Origin of the sequence: Streptomyces sp. TLI_105, assembly GCF_900105415.1 — a bacterium.
Taxonomy (GTDB): Bacteria; Actinomycetota; Actinomycetes; order Streptomycetales; family Streptomycetaceae; genus Streptomyces.
Genome location: NZ_FNSM01000001.1, coordinates 2,469,979 through 2,486,829, shown reverse-complemented (window position 1 = coordinate 2,486,829; position 16,851 = coordinate 2,469,979). Strand labels below are relative to the sequence as shown.

Annotated in this window: 17 protein-coding genes and 1 pseudogene; 13 read left to right on the top strand and 5 right to left on the bottom strand. The window is 70.5% G+C overall.

Annotated elements, in window-relative coordinates; all coding sequences use genetic code 11:
* Window positions 1-88 precede the first annotated feature (88 nt).
* The 5 genes from BLW86_RS11175 (at window position 89) to mutM (ending at window position 3,917) form a co-directional block, all read left to right on the top strand.
* Window positions 89-1,123 (top strand): ATP synthase F0 subunit B, encoded by a 1,035-nt coding sequence (locus tag BLW86_RS11175; protein ID WP_093873902.1) that lies wholly within the window; start codon window positions 89-91, stop codon window positions 1,121-1,123.
* 138 nt (window positions 1,124-1,261) lie between these two features.
* The gene (locus tag BLW86_RS11170; RefSeq protein ID WP_093873901.1) at window positions 1,262-1,924 is read left to right on the top strand and encodes a YceD family protein; all 663 of its coding nucleotides are present in this window, start codon (window positions 1,262-1,264) and stop codon (window positions 1,922-1,924) included.
* Between the two features lie 2 nt (window positions 1,925-1,926).
* Window positions 1,927-2,100, top strand: coding sequence for a 50S ribosomal protein L32 (gene rpmF, locus BLW86_RS11165; protein ID WP_015036448.1), 174 nt, complete (start codon window positions 1,927-1,929; stop codon window positions 2,098-2,100).
* A 19-nt stretch (window positions 2,101-2,119) separates the two neighbouring features.
* Window positions 2,120-2,905 carry a ribonuclease III gene (gene rnc, locus BLW86_RS11160; protein ID WP_093873900.1) on the top strand — a complete coding sequence of 262 codons (786 nt, stop codon included), beginning with the start codon at window positions 2,120-2,122 and terminating at the stop codon, window positions 2,903-2,905.
* Window positions 2,906-3,041: 136 nt separating this feature from the next.
* Window positions 3,042-3,917, top strand: coding sequence for a bifunctional DNA-formamidopyrimidine glycosylase/DNA-(apurinic or apyrimidinic site) lyase (gene mutM / locus BLW86_RS11155; RefSeq protein ID WP_093873899.1), 876 nt, complete (start codon window positions 3,042-3,044; stop codon window positions 3,915-3,917).
* Here the strand turns inward: mutM and BLW86_RS11150 are convergent.
* Entirely contained in the window at window positions 3,907-4,293 is a 387-nt protein-coding gene (locus BLW86_RS11150; RefSeq protein ID WP_093873898.1) for a winged helix-turn-helix transcriptional regulator, read from the bottom strand. The two genes, mutM and BLW86_RS11150, sit on opposite strands and share 11 nt — an antisense overlap.
* A 123-nt stretch (window positions 4,294-4,416) precedes the next feature.
* Between BLW86_RS11150 and BLW86_RS11145 the strand changes: the two genes are divergently transcribed.
* On the top strand, window positions 4,417-5,001 hold the full coding sequence (locus BLW86_RS11145; RefSeq protein WP_093873897.1) for a flavodoxin family protein: 585 nt from the start codon (window positions 4,417-4,419) through the stop codon (window positions 4,999-5,001).
* A gap of 165 nt (window positions 5,002-5,166) precedes the next feature.
* On the opposite strand, the gene BLW86_RS11140 is transcribed toward BLW86_RS11145, so the two are convergent.
* Entirely contained in the window at window positions 5,167-6,144 is a 978-nt protein-coding gene (locus BLW86_RS11140) for a hypothetical protein (protein WP_143060245.1), read from the bottom strand.
* 12 nt (window positions 6,145-6,156) lie between these two features.
* Between BLW86_RS11140 and BLW86_RS11135 the strand changes: the two genes are divergently transcribed.
* Window positions 6,157-6,486, top strand: coding sequence for a hypothetical protein (locus BLW86_RS11135; RefSeq protein WP_093873895.1), 330 nt, complete (start codon window positions 6,157-6,159; stop codon window positions 6,484-6,486).
* Window positions 6,487-6,662: 176 nt separating this feature from the next.
* Here BLW86_RS11135 and BLW86_RS11130 read toward each other — a convergent pair whose 3' ends face one another.
* Both BLW86_RS11130 and BLW86_RS41490 read right to left on the bottom strand, forming a co-directional pair.
* Complete coding sequence (locus BLW86_RS11130; protein WP_093873894.1) at window positions 6,663-7,058, bottom strand: hypothetical protein; 396 nt, start codon at window positions 7,056-7,058, stop codon at window positions 6,663-6,665.
* 467 nt (window positions 7,059-7,525) lie between these two features.
* Window positions 7,526-7,732: an Imm32 family immunity protein gene (locus BLW86_RS41490; RefSeq protein WP_143060244.1), complete on the bottom strand. Its 207-nt coding sequence runs from the start codon at window positions 7,730-7,732 to the stop codon at window positions 7,526-7,528.
* Between the two features lie 347 nt (window positions 7,733-8,079).
* Between BLW86_RS41490 and BLW86_RS11125 the strand changes: the two are divergent.
* Window positions 8,080-8,787, top strand: a pseudogene (locus BLW86_RS11125) (tyrosine-type recombinase/integrase); the annotation flags it as partial.
* Between the two features lie 52 nt (window positions 8,788-8,839).
* A complete protein-coding gene (locus BLW86_RS11120; RefSeq protein WP_143060243.1) occupies window positions 8,840-9,277 on the top strand; it encodes a hypothetical protein in 438 nt (145 codons plus the stop codon).
* 96 nt (window positions 9,278-9,373) lie between these two features.
* Here BLW86_RS11120 and BLW86_RS11115 read toward each other — a convergent pair whose 3' ends face one another.
* A complete protein-coding gene (locus BLW86_RS11115) occupies window positions 9,374-10,327 on the bottom strand; it encodes a CAP domain-containing protein (RefSeq protein WP_093873892.1) in 954 nt (317 codons plus the stop codon).
* A gap of 202 nt (window positions 10,328-10,529) precedes the next feature.
* Between BLW86_RS11115 and BLW86_RS11110 the strand changes: the two genes are divergently transcribed.
* From BLW86_RS11110 to BLW86_RS11090, 4 genes are all read left to right on the top strand, one after another.
* Window positions 10,530-10,811, top strand: a complete 282-nt coding sequence (locus BLW86_RS11110; RefSeq protein WP_093873891.1) for an acylphosphatase — start codon at window positions 10,530-10,532, stop codon at window positions 10,809-10,811.
* 389 nt (window positions 10,812-11,200) lie between these two features.
* On the top strand, window positions 11,201-11,419 hold the full coding sequence (locus tag BLW86_RS11100) for a hypothetical protein (protein ID WP_030690660.1): 219 nt from the start codon (window positions 11,201-11,203) through the stop codon (window positions 11,417-11,419).
* A gap of 231 nt (window positions 11,420-11,650) precedes the next feature.
* A complete protein-coding gene (gene smc, locus BLW86_RS11095) occupies window positions 11,651-15,187 on the top strand; it encodes a chromosome segregation protein SMC (protein WP_093873890.1) in 3,537 nt (1,178 codons plus the stop codon).
* A 191-nt stretch (window positions 15,188-15,378) separates the two neighbouring features.
* A complete protein-coding gene (locus BLW86_RS11090; RefSeq protein ID WP_093873889.1) occupies window positions 15,379-16,812 on the top strand; it encodes a sugar porter family MFS transporter in 1,434 nt (477 codons plus the stop codon).
* Window positions 16,813-16,851: the final 39 nt, after the last annotated feature.

Genomic DNA, 16,851 nt, shown 5'->3' with positions numbered 1-16,851 from the left:
CTCCGTCACCTGGTGTCGGACGGGCGCCGACTGCCCTTACAGTCGTCCCGTCCGTCTCCATCCAGCTGTAGAGAGTGGCGAGCACCAGGTGGACGTGCAGAAGAAGCTCGACGAGATCGTCGCGACCGTGCAGGGCGCCCGCTCCATGCCCATGTCGGCATCCTGCGTGGTCAACCGCGCCGAGCTGCTCGCCCTGCTCGAAGAGGTGCGCCAGGCCCTGCCCGGCTCCCTGGCCCAGGCCCAGGAGCTGATCGGCGGCCGCGAGCAGATGGTCGAGCAGGCCCGCCAGGAGGCCGAGCGGATCATCGAGGCCGCCCACGCCGAGCGGGGCTCGATCGTCTCCGACACCCAGGTCGCCCGCGAGTCCCAGGAGGAGGCCGACCGGATCCTCGCCGAGGCCCGCCGCGAGGCCGAGGAGGTACGGGCCGAGGCCGACGACTACGTGGACTCCAAGCTCGCCAACTTCGAGGTCGTCCTCAACAAGACCATCGGCTCCGTCGACCGCGGGCGCGAGAAGCTCCTCGGCCGCGGCCCGGGCCTCGACCGGGACGGCTACGCCGACGCGGACGCCCCCGAGTACAGCGCCGACCCGCAGACCCTGATCCAGCGGGCCGACCAGTACGTGGACGCGAAGCTGGGCGCCTTCGAGGCCGTCCTCAGCAAGACCCTGGAGGCCGTCGGCCGGGGCCGGCAGAAGCTGCACGGCCGGATCGCCACGGACGCCCTGGGCGAGCACATGGCCGCGCAGGACGGTCTCGGCGGCGCGGTCCCCACCAGCGACGCGGACTACCTCGCCGGGCTCGCGGAGCTCTCCGACCCCGAGCCGGCGCAGCCGCAGGCCCCGCAGATCCCCGCGCAGCAGCCCGACCCGTACGGCTACCAGCAGCCCCAGCAGGACCCCGCCTATGCGTACCAGCAGCAGGACGCCTACGGTTACCAGCAGCAGGACCCCTACGCGTACCAGGGGCAGTACGGCTACGAGCAGCAGCAGTACGACCCCCAGGGCCAGGTCCACGCCCAGCCCCACCAGCCGCAGCAGGCCGCCGCGCTCGACGAGACCAGCTTCTTCGACACGAGCATGATCGACCTGGAGCAGCTGCGCCGGTACGAACAGGGGCAGTAAGGGGCGGGGAGCCCGGATTGGGCCCTGAGCGAAGCGTCCAGTATCCTGGCTCTTCGGTCGCGCTATGTCCGCGATCCCAGCTGCCCACGTCCGGCAGCCTCCTCCACGCCGCAGAACGATCCGAAAGCAGGAAGAGCCCTGAGCACGCGCCTCGACCACCGCAACCCCCTCGTGTTCGACACGCACGAGCTGGGGCGGCGTCCTGGTGCCCTGCAGCGGGTCTCGCGTTCGGTCGAGGCGCCCGGTGGCAACGCTGCGCTCGGCGTCGAAGGAGTGATCGGAGTGCCCGAGGGCTCTCCGGTGGAAATCGATCTCCGTCTTGAGTCGGTCATGGAAGGGGTGCTTGTCACAGGCACCGCCCGTGCATCGGCCGAGGGGGAGTGCGTAAGGTGTCTGGAGCCCGTCGAGCTGGAGCTCGACGTGGACTTCCAGGAGATGTTCTCGTACCCCGACTCCGACGACCGGGGCCGCTCCAGGGCGGCCGCGGACGACGAAGCCGAGGACGACGAGGACATGATCCCCCTCGAGGACGGCATGTTCGACCTCGAACCCGTGCTGCGTGATGCGGTGGTGCTCGCACTGCCGATGCAGCCGGTGTGCCGGGAGGACTGTGCGGGGCTGTGTTCCGAGTGCGGAACCAACCTGAACGAGAACCCGGACCACCACCATGAAGCCGTCGACATCCGTTGGGCGGCACTGCAGGGACTCGCCGGTTCGCTGGGAACCGATGAGAAGGACAACATGAGCGGCAAAGCCTCTGACGGGGACGTCCGAAGCGCCGCCGAGAAGCAGGAGAAGTAGCCGTGGCTGTTCCGAAGCGGAAGATGTCGCGCAGCAACACGCGCCACCGCCGGTCGCAGTGGAAGGCTGCGGTCCCCACCCTGGTTTCGTGTGAGCGTTGCCAGGAGCCGAAGCTGCAGCACATCGCGTGCCCGAGCTGCGGCACCTACAACAAGCGCCAGGTCCTCTCGGTCTGAGTGGCTGGTGAGAGGCACGATGTCTGAGAACATCAGCGCAGCCTCGTCCCACACGCTTCTGGAAGGGCGGCTCGGGTATCAGCTCGAGTCCGCCCTTCTGGTGCGTGCGCTGACCCACCGTTCGTACGCGTACGAGAACGGCGGTCTGCCCACCAACGAGCGCCTCGAGTTCCTCGGGGACTCCGTGCTCGGCCTGGTGGTCACGGACACGCTGTACCGCACCCACCCCGACCTGCCGGAAGGCCAGCTGGCCAAACTGCGGGCCGCGGTGGTCAACTCGCGTGCGCTGGCGGAGGTCGGGCGCGGCCTCGAACTCGGCTCCTTCATCCGGCTCGGCCGGGGCGAAGAGGGCACGGGCGGCCGGGACAAGGCGTCCATCCTCGCCGACACCCTCGAAGCGGTGATCGGCGCGGTCTATCTCGACCAGGGCCTCGACGCGGCGTCCGAGCTGGTGCACCGGCTCTTCGACCCGCTGATCGAGAAGTCCTCGAACCTCGGTGCGGGCCTGGACTGGAAGACCAGTCTCCAGGAGCTCACCGCGGCCGAGGGTCTGGGCGTCCCGGAGTACCTCGTCTCCGAGGAGGGTCCGGACCACGAGAAGACCTTCACCGCTGCCGCCCGCGTCGGTGGTGTCTCGTACGGCACCGGCACCGGCCGCAGCAAGAAGGAAGCGGAACAGCAGGCGGCGGAGTCCGCGTGGCGCGCTATCCGCGCGGCCGCGGACGAGCGCGTGGCGGCGGCGAAGGCCGCGGCCGACGCCGGCACGGTCGGCGAGCAGGACGGGGCCACCCCGGCCACCGCCTGACCGCGACTCCGCGCGCTCCCGCGCTCCTTCGGCGAAATCTTCCCGCCCGCCCCCGCCAGGGGCGGGCGGAGCCGTTTCCGGGGAACGTCCGGGCGGTAGGGTTGAGCCGCTGTCGAAGACGTTCCGGAGGAGTCCCGTGCCCGAGCTGCCCGAGGTCGAGGTCGTACGGCGCGGTCTGGAGCGCTGGGTCGCCGGACGGACCGTGACCGAGGTCGAGGTGCTGCACCCCAGGGCCGTACGGCGCCATCCGGCGGGCGGCGAGGACTTCGCGGCCCGGCTGAAGGGGCAGCGCTTCGAGGGGGCGCGGCGGCGCGGGAAGTACCTCTGGCTGCCGCTGGCGGAGACCGGGACCTCCGTCCTGGGACACCTCGGCATGAGCGGTCAGCTCCTCGTCCAGCCGGAGGACGCCCCGGACGAGAAGCACCTGCGCATCCGGGTCCGCTTCGACGACTCCCTGGGCACCGAGCTGCGCTTCGTCGACCAGCGCACCTTCGGCGGCCTCTCGCTCCACGACCAGACCCCCGACGGGCTCCCGGACGTCATCGCGCACATCGCCCGCGACCCGCTGGACCCGGCCTTCGACGACGCCGCCTTCCAGGGCGCGCTGCGCCTGCGCCGTACGACGATCAAGCGGGCCCTGCTCGACCAGTCGCTGATCAGCGGCGTCGGGAACATCTACGCCGACGAGGCGCTCTGGCGGTCGAGGCTGCACTACGACCGGCCGACCGCCACCCTGACCCGGCCGCGCTCGGCCGAGCTCCTCGGGCACGTCAGGGACGTGATGAACGCGGCGCTCGACGCCGGCGGCACCAGCTTCGACAGCCTGTACGTGAACGTCAACGGCGAGTCCGGCTACTTCGACCGCTCGCTGGACGCCTACGGGCGCGAGGACGAGCCCTGCCGCCGCTGCGGTACGCCGATGCGGCGCCGCGCCTGGATGAACCGGTCCAGCTACTTCTGTCCGCGCTGCCAGCGCCCGCCGCGCGCCCTCGTCCGAGCCGTCAGGCGGTGACGGTCTCGGCGCGCTCCGCGTCGTAGCTCTCGCGGGCGGTCAGGACCTGGTCCATCCGCCCCTCCACCAGTTCGATCAGTCCGATCAGCCGCTCCGCGACCTCGCGGCCGAGCGGGGTGAGCCGGTAGTCGACCCGAGGCGGGTTCGTGGGCTGGGCCTCGCGGTGGACGAGGCCGTCGCGCTCCAGGGCGTGCAGGGTCTGCGACAGCATCTTCTCGCTCACGCCGTCGACCCGGCGCCGCAGCTCGTTGAAGCGGAACGTCCCTTCGTGCAGGGCGCCCAGGGTCAGGCTGCCCCAGCGGCCCGTCACGTGCTCCAGCGTGCCGCGCGAGGGGCAGGCGCGCGCGAACACGTCGTAGGCGAGGTCGTCAGTCATGGATCCACCGTACTCCGGCACAGCGCTTACCGTCACGGGTGCGCTAACCACTGGCTTGCACTTTCTAAAAGTTAGTGCTCTACTTCTGGTCATCACCCCGTACACCTCTTCGAGGAGTCTTCTGTGACCACCCCCGTCGTCTCCATCGCCTACCACTCCGGCTACGGCCACACCGCGGTCCTGGCCGAGGCCGTCCGTGACGGCGCCGCCGACGCGGGCGCCACCGTCCACCTGATCAAGGTCGACGAGATCACCGACGCGGAGTGGGAGCTGCTCGACGCCTCCGACGCGATCGTCTTCGGCTCCCCGACCTACATGGGCACCGCCTCCGGCGCCTTCCACCAGTTCGCCGAGGCCACCTCGAAGCGCTGGTTCACCGACGCCTGGCTGGACAAGCTCGCCGCCGGCTTCACCAACTCCGGCTCCAAGAGCGGCGACAAGCTGCACACCCTGCAGTTCTTCCAGACCCTCGCCGGCCAGCACGGCATGACCTGGGTCAACCTGGGCCTGAAGCCCGGCTGGAACACCACCGAGGCCTCCGAGAACGACCTCAACCGCCTCGGCTTCTTCGCCGGTGCCGGCGCCCAGACCCACAACGACCTCGGCCCGGAGGGCGTCCACAAGGCCGACGTCGCCACCGCCGAACACCTCGGCCGCCGCGTGGCCCGGACCGCCCGCACCTTCGCGGCCGGCAAGGCCACCGTCTGACGGCTCCGCGCCCGTGCGCGAAGAAGTGAGGGGCGGGGTCTCGGACCCGCGCCCCTCTTCGCCATCGACGTGCTGACCTGCGCTGCTGCCCCCGTGCGCATCCCCGTCATCGGGCGCACGGGGAGTGCGTGTGCCGAGCCGCACGGCGGCCCGTGCGGGCGAGGATCAGCCGACGCAGCCGGGGACCGGGCTCGGACTGTTGAGGCAGTTGCTCGGCGTGTTGGCGGCGACCCGGGTGCGGTTCAGGGTCACCGTGCCGCCGTTGTTGTAGACGCCGCCCGGGTTTCCGGCGCCGGCCGAGTTGTTGCTGATGTTGCTGGCTGTCACCGTGGAGGTGCCACCGGCGACGGCAGGTACTCCGTTGGCGAGACCGCCGTCGGTCTGTGCGGTGTTGTTCACGATGTTGCTGGGGTTGACCGTCAGCGTTCCGACGCTGGCGACACCGCCTCCAGCGCCGCCTGCCGTGTTCCCGCTGAGTTGCGAGAAGCTGACGGCGACCGTGCCGTCACTGACGATGCCCCCGCCGTTCTGGGCCGCGCTGTTACCCGTGAGGGCACTCGCGGTGATCTGAGCCGGCGAGCCCGCGGACACGGCGATGCCACCGCCGAAGTTCGCGTGGTTGTTCCGGAGCACGGCGGCGCTCAGATTGAGGCTGCCGCCATTGGACACGAGGATGGCGCCGCCGGCCCCGTTCGCGACCACACTGCCCGTGGCGTCACCGTTGCTGAGGACGGTTGCTCGGAGGGTCAGAGCGCCGCCGTCGACCGTGAGGATGCGGAACGCCCCCGCCACCCGGGTGAGGGTGGCGCCGTTGCCATTGATGACGATCGGCAAGGTGATGGCGGGAAGTTCGGTGGTCAGCCGATAGGCGCAGCCGCGCGCCAGGTCGAGGGTGTCGCTGCTGCCGGGGGTGCTGTTGGCGGTGTCGATGGCGTTGCGCAGGGCGGTCTCGCTGCACGCCACGGGCAGCGTCGCGGCCCAGGCGGCCGGAGCCAGGGCAGTGGGGGTGAGCGTGGCGGCGCCGATGCAAAGCGCCTGACGGTTGTCAGTGTTGGTCGCCTTTGGCTGCCCTCGGACGGCCCCGTCACGGCCCCGGGTATCGTTCAGACCCTTCGCAGAGCTGGGCTTCCAGCGCTCCGACATCAAGGAAGACACATGGCGCTGGGCCGCAAAGGAGCACGGCGCATCGTCGTCGGCGACACGACCTATCGCTGGCGGCTGCGACGCAGGCCGACCTACAGCCAAGGTCTCGGCTGGTCCCCCTGCGCGTACGCCGTGGAACACGCGGATCATCCCGGGACCACCCTCGTTGTCACCACGAACAAGGCCCACCCTGGCAACTGGCTCGAAGCTCCGGGCGGCTCCGTACTGCCCTCCGATGTTGCCGAGGCCATCGAATCCGCCCTACGGCAGGGCTGGGAGCCCACGCGGAGTGGCTCGCCCTTCCAGCTCGACCAGTCCGCTGGCTTCTCTCCCTTGCTTTGAAGGTGCTGGGACATCACCGCTTTACAAGAACGGGAGGGTGGAGCCGTGCCTGACCTGCATAGACGCTGCAGGAGCTGACCGACGCCCCAGAGCCCGACAACACCCCTCGCTCCCCGTGGTTCCCCGCCCTATCTGGCACGGATGTGGCACGACGGTGAAGCCGTTGATGGGAGCACCTACCAATCGCGCCACTGGTCCGTGAGCTCATATCGCCCGAGCCCATGCCGGGCGGTCAGCGCCGCCACATCGACGCCGTGCTCGGTCAGAGCCGTGTCGATGTACTCACACAAGGCCTCGCGTTCATCCGTCTCGTAGCCGCAGTGGATGTCGTCCACGGCGTTCAGGGCCAAGACGACACGCTCTACCGCGGCGAAGACCTGGACATCCTCTGTGCCATCCAGCCCGGCCACCTCCGCATCGAAGGAGTCGAGGACAGAATCGGTCGCTACCAGGAGCTCATCCGGGTACAAGGCGGCCATGCAAGCGCAGCCAGGATCCAGCGTGCCGGCAGCCAGTTGCTCCGCCTCACGGGCTATGCCCTCGCGCCAGCTCGTCGTAGGTCTCTCAGCCATAGCGCGGACCGTACAGCGCACCTCTGACAGCAAGGACGCTGCGCGATTGACATGAGCTTGGGAATCACCGATCTTTGGCGCCTGATAGGCGCTGTGAGCTGCGGAAACGGGTGCCGAGTCGAGCCGTGCGGCCCTTCTCGGCACCCGTCGTTATCCGTGGTTTCCCGTCCCACCTGGCATGGAAATGGCACGGTGACCTCTTCGTCCCGAAGCAACCCGGGCAGGGGCTGTGCCTTGCGCTGCTGCGCCTCTCACCTGCGCTGATGGTCCGCAGACGTTCGCGCTCGTCCGCCGCTGTTCGGCGGCGTTGTCACGCAGTTAGACACTTACTGCTTGCACTGCCTCCAGTTTGGGGCCCTTGGCTCGACTCCGAGCCGGTCCGCTCCCGTGAGTGCCCTGTGCTCCCCCTACTCCCCGCTCGATCAGGTACCGGCGGGGCACGGAACAAGGCGCTCGCTAAGCGATGCCTACAACTTTTCGTCCCGCTCCAGGATCAGGCTGATCGGACCGTCTTCAAGGTCAATACCGCTATCAAGGTGCTCGTGGTAGCCGTCCCTGAGTTCGGGATCAGCCAGTCCAAGAAGTCGCTCGGCAAGGTCCCGAAGTCCGGCCGCGTTGGCCGCGATCGTTATTTCTGTAGCTGAGCCGTACACCTTGATCCGAGGTTCATCCATGGCGTCACGCTACAGCGCGCCACTGTACGAACGACCTGGACGCCCGGCGCCGCGCCTGCTCGGCTCTGCCTGGGTCGACGGCAGACGGGATGGGAGTCCCCACCGCCACACCCCACCGGCCGGCACCCGCCCACGGAGCCCCCTCCATCCCGGAGCCTGAGCGCCCCCGCCGGAGGCATCGTCCTGGGCCGCACTCGCGTACGGCCTCGCCGCATCGCGGGTTTGCCACCCATCAACCCGAGCCGTCAGGCGTGCGGCCGGCGGCCGGGCTGGAGCGGGGCGCAGACAGGAGCGCAGGCCCGGGCGACGGGCCGCGCGCGCCGCGCCGTGCGCGGCGGGTGCCTTGATCCGTTAAGGCGCCCCGGCCCGACCCCCGCAAGGTAAAGCCATGGCCGGGCGCTCGCGTCGTAGCCGTCCGGGCCGAGCTCCCCGACCGCTATCAGGCACTCGTCGATGCTGCTGCCGGATGCGGCCTGCGTCAGGGAGAGGCCTTCGGACTGGCTGTTGAGGACCTCGACCTTCAGAGTGGCGTCGTCCACGTCGTCCGACAGGTGAAGCTGCTCCGCAACCGCCCGGTCTTCGCCCCGCCCAAGGGCGGCAAGGAACGGGACGTGCCCCTGCCTGAGTCCATCGCCCTCGCGCTCGCCGATCATCTTCACCAGTTCCCGGCGGCCGAGGTCACCCTGCCTTGGAAGACACTCGACGGTCCTCCAGTCACGGCGACGCTGATCTTCCGGAGCCCAGAGGGGCATTCGTTGAACCGGAACCGCTTCAACGACCGCCAGTGGCGTCCGGCCCTTCGCGCCGCAGGCATCGTGGGAGGCAGGGATAACGGGATGCACGCGCTGCGGCACTTCTATGCGTCAGTGCTCCTGGACGCGGGGGAGAGCATCAAAGCCCTGAGCGAGTACCTCGGCCACCACGACCCGGGTTTCACGCTCCGGACCTACACCCCCCTGATGCCGTCGAGCCAGACTCGTACGAGAGCCGCCGTGGACGCGGTGTGGGCCGCCTCTGGCATCGAACCTGATGGGCGGCCGGATGGGCAGGTCTAGTGCGGTCAACCCGCTGGAGCTCGGAGGCGCGGCGTCGAGCATGATGGCCGGCATGCTGCTGACCTTTGGTCCCGACCGCCAGACCCGTGAGTTCACCTGCGACTGCTGCAACGCCCCCAAAGAGCGGGCCTGGAACTTCATCTATGCGGACGGCGCACCGTACGCCGTGTACTTCGCCGATTGCTATCACCACACGGACCGGGATTACGACGCGTGGATCGACGTCATCTTCGGCACCTGGGGTGCGGGTCCGGATGAGTGGGGCGATCACGTCGCCTTCGGTTGCCGGGTCGGTCCCGTGCAGGGGCAGACGTCCCCCGCGTCCACTGTGGTGAATGCCGGCCTCGCGCATCCGGACGGGCCGCTCTTCGGGCGCAAGCTCGATCGGGAAGCGGCTCTTCAGCATCCGCTGCTGAACGACTTCTGGAAGGTCTCGGACTTCATCCTGGAGAACGACCCCTTGGTGCGGGGGCACCTCTACGGCCGTTAGGCAGCAGGCCGCAGACGCAGTGTGGGCCGTCCCAGGTGTCGATCACGGCCCCGGGACGGCCCACATACATACGCAGGGCTCTGACCTGCGGGAATCTCAGTACCCGAAGTCCTGGGTCCACCAGGGGCCGCCGTCGCCGAAGACGACGCCCACGCCCATGGTCGTGAAGTCGCAGTTCAGGATGTTGGCGCGGTGGCCGTCGCTGTTCATCCAGGACGCCATCACCGCCGCCGCGTCCACCTGGCCGCGGGCGATGTTCTCGCCGCCCATGCCCGAGATGCCCGCCTGCTCCGCCCGGACCCACGGGGTGTCGCCGTCCGGGTCCGTGTGGTCGAAGAAGCCGCGGGTCGCCATGTCCGCGCTGAACGCGTCGGCCAGCGCCGCGAGCCGCGCGTCCGTGCGTATCGGCGTGCAGCCCACCTTGGCGCGCTCGGCGTTGACCAGGCGGAAGACCTCGGCCTCGGCGGCCTTGCCCCGGTCGGCGGTGGAGGTGACCGGGGGCTTCTCCGTCGGCGCCGCCGTGGTCGGGGCCGGCCTCGGTGCGGGCGCCTTCGTCGTGGGCGCGACCGAGGTCTTCGGCGCCACCGGCTTCGGAAGGGGGGCCTTCGTCTTCGGCGGGGTCTTCGAGGGGGCCTTCGACGGGGTCTTCGAAGGCGTCGGCTTCGGCGTGGCCTTCGGGCTCGGCTTCGTCGAGGGGGTCGCCGAGGGGGAGGCGGGGGCGCTGTTCTTTCCGGCGCCCGTGCCCGTCACCGCACCGTCCGATCCTCCGGCCGGGGACTGCGTGGAGCCGCCCTGCGTCGTCAGCTCCGGGGCCTGCCGGGACTGGACCTGGTGCTCGCTCCTGCCGGCGCTGCCGACGGTGAACGTGTTCCCGCCGGGGAGCAGACCCGAGGCGACGGCGACGGCGCCGACCGCGACGGCCGCGGAGGCGCCGAGCAGGCCGGTGCGCACGGGCCGCCGACGGCGGGCGGCACCCCGGTGCGGGCGGTCCGAACCGGCCGCGTAATCTTCTGCGGCGGGTGCGGCGCCGGAGCGACGGTGGCGTCCCATCTGCGCTGCCTTCCTCTTGCTGGTCTTCGCTGGCTTCGCTGGTTCTTTGCCGGGCTTTGCTGATCTTTGCTCTCGGTACCGTTCCGGAGGGGCGGTCGAACGGCGCGCGCCCGAACGGGTGAGGTGTGTTCGGTCGGGACTGTACGCGATGGAAAGCGGGGGCGACGTGCTCATCCGGCAATCCGCCCGTTAGCGTGCAGCCATGAGCGACGACGTACGGATGACCGCCTGGGTGCGCGGCCGGGTACAGGGAGTGGGCTTCCGCTGGTTCACCAGGGCAAACGCCCTGGAGATCGGCGGCCTGGTGGGCTTCGCCCTGAACCTCGACGACGGCCGGGTGCAGGTGGTGGCCGAGGGCCCGCGTGAGAATTGCCACCGTCTGCTCGACTGGCTCCACTCGGCCGACACACCCGGACGTGTGGACGGCGTCACTGAGATCTGGGACACCCCGCGCGGCGGCTACGACGGCTTCGCCATCCGCTGACGATCACGCTCCGACACCCCGCCCGGTGACCCAGAGCGGCGCCGGGCGGACGCCCGGTAACAGGGGCGTGACCAGCGAAGCACCTGATGGTTGCCATCTGGCGCCGGTCGTGCAAGGCTGCCCCGTAAGGATGATCGCGACGCCCCTGAGACACCGAGTCCGAAGGCCCAGCCGCCTGCTGAGCGGCCGTGGACTCCTCGGTGGCCCTTCAAACGGGGCGTGATCGTGTTGACCGTCAAACTTTTTGGTGAGACTCTGGAAGCCCCGCGCACCTTAGCTGTTTGGCAGTGGAACCGGCACGACAAGCAGTACTGCCGAGCACCGCGGGTGCGAATCCCTCACGACCCACACCGCTTCGGTCGGTCACTCATTGTGGAGGACCATCCATCATGGCAAAGGCGCTTCTCGGATACGTCGGCGGCTCCGACCCGCGACTCCTCGCCGAGATGCGACGGCTTCAGCAGCGCGTCCAGGACCTCGAATCCGAGCTGGTACGGATCCAGTCCGAGAACGACACGCTCGCCGCTGCCGCCGCTCAGCACCAGGGAGAGTCGTTGCTGAACAGCATCGACCTCGACGTACCCCAGGCAGAGCCTGCGCTCACCTGACAACCCGGCCCCCAGGGGCCCGGTGGAAAGCATTCTCGTCGGCGCAGCCGGACATCACATCGCTGATCGTGCGGATCGACGCACGCGCACGACAGCAGGATACGCAAGGGACGCTTCGGCGTCCCTTCTTCCTTTCACCCGCCGTTTCCCCCGCGTCCCACCCCTCCTCACCCGAGGATCTGCCCCACGTCATCACGGGTGAAACGCACGGGCCCCGGTAGAGTCGCCTGAGTGCACCTCAAGGCCCTGACCCTCCGCGGATTCAAGTCGTTCGCCTCGGCCACCACGCTACGGTTCGAACCGGGAATCACCTGCGTCGTGGGGCCCAACGGTTCGGGCAAGTCCAACGTCGTGGACGCCCTCTCCTGGGTCATGGGCGAGCAGGGCGCCAAGTCGCTGCGCGGCGGCAAGATGGAGGACGTCATCTTCGCCGGCACGACCGGGCGCCCGCCGCTCGGCCGCGCCGAGGTCTCGCTGACCATCGACAACTCCGACGGCGCGCTGCCCATCGACTACGCCGAGGTCACCCTCACCCGGATCATGTTCCGCGGCGGCAGCAGCGAGTACCAGATCAACGGCGACACCTGCCGGCTGCTCGACTTCCAGGACCTGCTCTCCGACTCCGGCATCGGACGCGAGATGCACGTCATCGTCGGACAGGGACAGCTCGACTCCGTGTTGCACGCCGACCCGATGGGCCGCCGCGCCTTCATCGAGGAGGCCGCCGGCGTCCTGAAGCACCGCAAGCGGAAAGAGAAGGCGCTGCGGAAGCTGGACGCGATGCAGGCCAACCTCGCGCGCGTGCAGGACCTCACCGACGAGCTCCGCCGCCGGCTCAAGCCGCTCGGCCGGCAGGCCGCCGTCGCCCGCCGCGCCGTCGTCATCCAGGCCGACCTGCGCGACGCCCGCCTCCGGCTCCTCGCCGACGACCTCGTCCGGCTCCGGGCGGCGCTGGCTGTCGAGGTCGCCGACGAGGCCGCCCTGCTCGCCCGCAAGGAGGCCACCGAGACCGAGCTGCGCGCCGCCCTCGCCGAGGAGGCCGGGCTCGAGGCGGAGGCCCGCACCCTCGTGCCCCGCCTGGAGCGCGCACAGCAGAACTGGTACGACCTCTCCCAGCTCGCCGAACGCGTGCGGGGCACCGTCTCCCTGGCCGACGCGCGCGTGAAGAGCGCCACCACCGCCCCCACCGAGGAACGGCGCGGCCGCGACCCGGAGGACCTGGAGCGCGAGGCCGCCCGCGTCCGCGAACAGGAGGCGGAGCTCGAAGCCGCCCTGGAGGCAGCCGAGCGCGCCCTGGAGGACAGCGTCGCCCACCGCGCGGACCTGGAGCGCACGCTCGCGGCCGAGGAGCGCCGCCTCAAGGACGCCGCCCGCGCCATCGCCGACCGGCGCGAGGGCCTCGCCCGGCTCCACGGCCAGGTCAACGCGGCCCGCTCGCGCGCCGCCGCCGCCCAGGCCGAGATCGACCGGCTCGCCGTCGCCCGCGACGAGGCCGCGGAGCGGGCCGCCGCCGCCCAGGAGGAGTACGAGCAGCTCAAGGCCGAGGTCGACGGCCTCGACGCGGAGGACGCCGAGCACGGCGAGCGGTACGAGGCCGCCCGCCGCGAACTCGCCGACGCGGAGGCCGCGCTCGGCGCCGCCCGCGAGGCCGCCGCCACCGCCGAACGCCGCCGCGCCGCGACCCGGGCCCGGCACGACACCCTCGCCCTCGGGCTGCGCCGCAAGGACGGCACGGGCGCGCTGCTCTCCGCCGGGCTCAGCGGACTCCTCGGCCCGGCGGCCGAACTCCTCACCGTCACCCCCGGGTACGAGATCCCCGTCGCCGCCGCCCTCGGCGCCGCCGCCGACGCGCTCGCCGCCGACGGGCCCTCCTCCGCCGCCGAGGCCCTGCGCCTGCTGCGCAAGCAGGACGCGGGCCGGGCCTCGCTGATCCTGGCCGGAGCCCCCGAGCCGGAGCCCCCGACGGCGGCCGGAAGGCACCCGTACGCCGCCGACCTGGTCGGCGGACCCGTCGAACTCCTGGGCTCCGTCCGCCGGTTGCTCGCCGGAATCGTGGTCGTCGGGGACCTCGACGAGGCCGTCGAACTGGTCAGGACCCGGCCCGAGCTGACCGCCGTCACCGCCGAAGGCGACCTGCTCGGCGCGCACTTCGCGCACGGCGGCTCCGCCGGGGCGCCCAGCCTCCTCGAAGTCCAGGCCTCGGTCGCCGAGGCCGCCGCCGAGCTCGACGAACTGGGCGTGCGGTGCGAGGAGTTCACGCTCGCACAGCAGGAGGCCGCCGAGCGGCGGCGCCACGCCGCCGCGCTCGTCGAGGAGCTCGACACCCGCCGCCGCGCCGGCGAGCGCGAGAGGTCCGCCGTCGCCCAGCGGCTCGGACGGCTCGCCGGGCAGGCCAGGGGAGCGGCGGGGGAGGCCGAGCGGGCCGCGGCGGCCGCCGCCCGCGCCCAGGAAGCCCTGGAGAAGGCCACCGCCGAAGCCGAGGAACTGGCCGAACGGCTCCTCGTCGCCGAGGAGATGCCGGCCGAGGACGAGCCCGACACCTCCACGCGCGACCGGCTCGCGATCGACGGGGCCCACGCGCGCCAGACCGAGATGGAGGCGCGGCTCCAGGTCCGTACCCACGAGGAGCGGGTCAAGGGGCTCGCCGGACGGGCCGACTCGCTCGACCGGGCCGCCCGCGCCGAGCGGGAGGCACGCGCGCGTGCCGAGCAGCGCCGGGCCAGGCTGCGCCACGAGGAGCGGGTCGCGGGCGCGGTCGCCGCGGGCGCCCGTGCCCTCCTGGCCCATGTCGAGGTCTCCCTGGTGCGTGCCGAGCGGGAGCGGGAGGCGGCCGAAGCGGCGCGGGCCGAGCGGGAGCAGGGCCTGACGGCGGCCCGGGCCAAGGGCCGGGACCTCAAGGCCGAGCTCGACAAGCTGACCGACTCCGTGCACCGGGGAGAGGTGCTCGGCGCCGAGAAGCGGTTGCGGATCGAGCAGCTGGAGGCGAAGGCCCTGGAGGAGTTCGGCGTGGAGGCGACCGCCTTGGTCGCCGAGTACGGTCCGGACCAGCCCGTGCCCCCGTCGCCGGCCGTGGAGGGGGAGGAGGCGGGGGAGCCGGAGTCCGAGGAGCCGCGGCCGTTCGTCCGTTCGGAGCAGGAGAAGCGGTTGAAGGCCGCCGAACGGGCGTACCACCAGCTCGGCAAGGTCAATCCGCTGGCCCTGGAGGAGTTCGCGGCCCTGGAGGAGCGACACCAGTTCCTCTCGGAGCAGCTGGAGGACCTGAGGAAGACCCGTACCGACCTGCTTCAGGTCGTGAAGGAGGTGGACCTGCGGGTCGAGCAGGTCTTCACCGAGGCCTACCGGGACACCGCCCGCGAGTTCGAGGGCGTCTTCTCGCGGCTCTTCCCGGGCGGTGAGGGCCGGCTGATCCTCACCGATCCGGACAACATGCTCACCACCGGCGTCGAGGTGGAGGCCCGCCCGCCGGGCAAGAAGGTCAAGCGGCTCTCGCTGCTCTCCGGCGGCGAGCGCTCGCTCACCGCCGTGGCGCTGCTCGTCTCGATCTTCAAGGCCAGGCCCAGCCCGTTCTACGTGATGGACGAGGTCGAGGCGGCGCTCGACGACACCAACCTCCAGCGGCTGATCGGGATCATGCGGGAGCTCCAGGAGTCCTCGCAGCTGATCGTGATCACGCACCAGAAGCGGACGATGGAGGTCGCGGACGCGCTGTACGGCGTTTCCATGCAGGGCGACGGGGTATCGAAGGTCATCAGCCAACGGCTCCGCTAGAAGGTTCCCTCTTGATCACTTTCAAGAGTTGAATGCAAGTGAGCCTCTTGTTCGCTGGATTTCTTAGGAGGTCACCTCTTGACTTCGAAACTTGAAGGCATAGTCTCTGCAACGTTGCTTTTACCTTCACGTGGTGGGCGGCGTGAAGTTGTGCGCCACTGGAAGGGCTCGCCCCCCACCGAGGAGTCCATGTGACCGACACCGCGCAGGCGCCCACGCCGCCGCCTTCCGAAGGCCGAGCCGCCCACCCGGACCACCTCGGCCACGTCATCTTCATCACGGCCTCCGCCGCGATGGGTGGATTCCTCTTCGGATACGACAGCTCCGTCATCAACGGCGCCGTCGAGGCGATCCGGCACCGTTACGACATCGGCTCCGGCACCCTCGCCCAGGTCATCGCCATCGCCCTGATCGGCTGCGCCATCGGCGCCGCCACCGCCGGCCGGATCGCCGACCGCATCGGCCGCATCCGCTGCATGCAGATCTCCGCGGTGCTCTTCGCCGTCAGCGCCGTCGGCTCCGCGCTGCCCTTCGCCCTCTGGGACCTCGCCCTCTGGCGGATCGTCGGCGGCTTCGCCATCGGCATGGCCTCCGTCATCGGACCCGCCTACATCGCCGAGGTCGCCCCCGCCGCCTACCGCGGCCGCCTCGGCTCCTTCCAGCAGGCCGCGATCGTCATCGGCATCGCCATCTCCCAGCTGGTCAACTACGGCATCCTCCAGCTCGCCGACGGCGACCAGCGCGGCGAGATCGGCGGCCTGGAGGCCTGGCAGTGGATGCTCGGCGTGATGGTCGTCCCCGCCTTCCTCTACGGCATGCTGTCCTTCGCGATCCCCGAGTCCCCGCGCTTCCTCATCTCCGTCGGGAGGATCGACCGGGCCAAGGAGGTCCTCGCCGAGGTCGAGGGCCGGGGCGTCGACCTCGACCACCGCGTCGCCGAGATCGACCGGGCCATGCGCAGCGAGCACAAGTCCACCTTCAGGGACCTGCTCGTCACCGGGAGCAGGGTCAGGCTGCTGCCCATCGTCTGGGTGGGCATCGGACTCTCGGTCTTCCAGCAGCTCGTCGGCATCAACGTCGCCTTCTACTACTCCGCGACGCTCTGGCAGTCCGTCGGCATCGACCCGTCCAGCTCGTTCTTCTACTCGTTCACCACGTCGATCATCAACATCATCGGCACGGTGATCGCGATGGTCCTGGTCGACCGGGTCGGCCGCAAGCCGCTCGCCCTCGTCGGCTCCATCGGCATGGCGATCGCCCTCGCCTTCGAGGCCTGGGCCTTCTCCGCCGACCTCGTCGACGGCAAGCTGCCCGAGACCCAGGGCGTGGTGGCCCTCGTCGCCGCCCATGTCTTCGTGCTCTTCTTCGCCCTCTCGTGGGGCGTGGTGGTCTGGGTCTTCCTCGGCGAGATGTTCCCCAACCGGATCCGCGCCGCGGCCCTCGGCGTCGCCGCCTCCGCCCAGTGGATCGCCAACTGGGCCATCACCGCCAGCTTCCCGTCCCTCGCGGACTGGAACCTCTCCGGCACCTACGTCATCTACACGGTCTTCGCCGTGCTCTCGATCCCCTTCGTGCTGCGGTACGTCAAGGAGACGAAGGGCAAGGCGTTGGAGGAGATGGGCTAATCCCCGCTGCCCCTCTCCTCGCGACGACCGCCCCGGCCG

Excerpts from the sequence above, each read along its gene's own strand:
- rnc (WP_093873900.1), top strand. The coding sequence starts at position 2,120 with ATGTCTGAGAACATCAGCGCAGCCTCGTCCCACACGCTTCTGGAAGGG.
- BLW86_RS11150 (WP_093873898.1), bottom strand. The coding sequence starts at position 4,293 with ATGACTGACGACCTCGCCTACGACGTGTTCGCGCGCGCCTGCCCCTCG.
- BLW86_RS11140 (WP_143060245.1), bottom strand. The coding sequence starts at position 6,144 with ATGTCGGAGCGCTGGAAGCCCAGCTCTGCGAAGGGTCTGAACGATACC.
- BLW86_RS11135 (WP_093873895.1), top strand. The coding sequence starts at position 6,157 with ATGGCGCTGGGCCGCAAAGGAGCACGGCGCATCGTCGTCGGCGACACG.
- BLW86_RS11130 (WP_093873894.1), bottom strand. The coding sequence starts at position 7,058 with ATGGCTGAGAGACCTACGACGAGCTGGCGCGAGGGCATAGCCCGTGAG.
- BLW86_RS41490 (WP_143060244.1), bottom strand. The coding sequence starts at position 7,732 with ATGGATGAACCTCGGATCAAGGTGTACGGCTCAGCTACAGAAATAACG.
- BLW86_RS11120 (WP_143060243.1), top strand. The coding sequence starts at position 8,840 with ATGCTGCTGACCTTTGGTCCCGACCGCCAGACCCGTGAGTTCACCTGC.
- BLW86_RS11115 (WP_093873892.1), bottom strand. The coding sequence starts at position 10,327 with ATGGGACGCCACCGTCGCTCCGGCGCCGCACCCGCCGCAGAAGATTAC.
- BLW86_RS11110 (WP_093873891.1), top strand. The coding sequence starts at position 10,530 with ATGAGCGACGACGTACGGATGACCGCCTGGGTGCGCGGCCGGGTACAG.
- BLW86_RS11100 (WP_030690660.1), top strand. The coding sequence starts at position 11,201 with ATGGCAAAGGCGCTTCTCGGATACGTCGGCGGCTCCGACCCGCGACTC.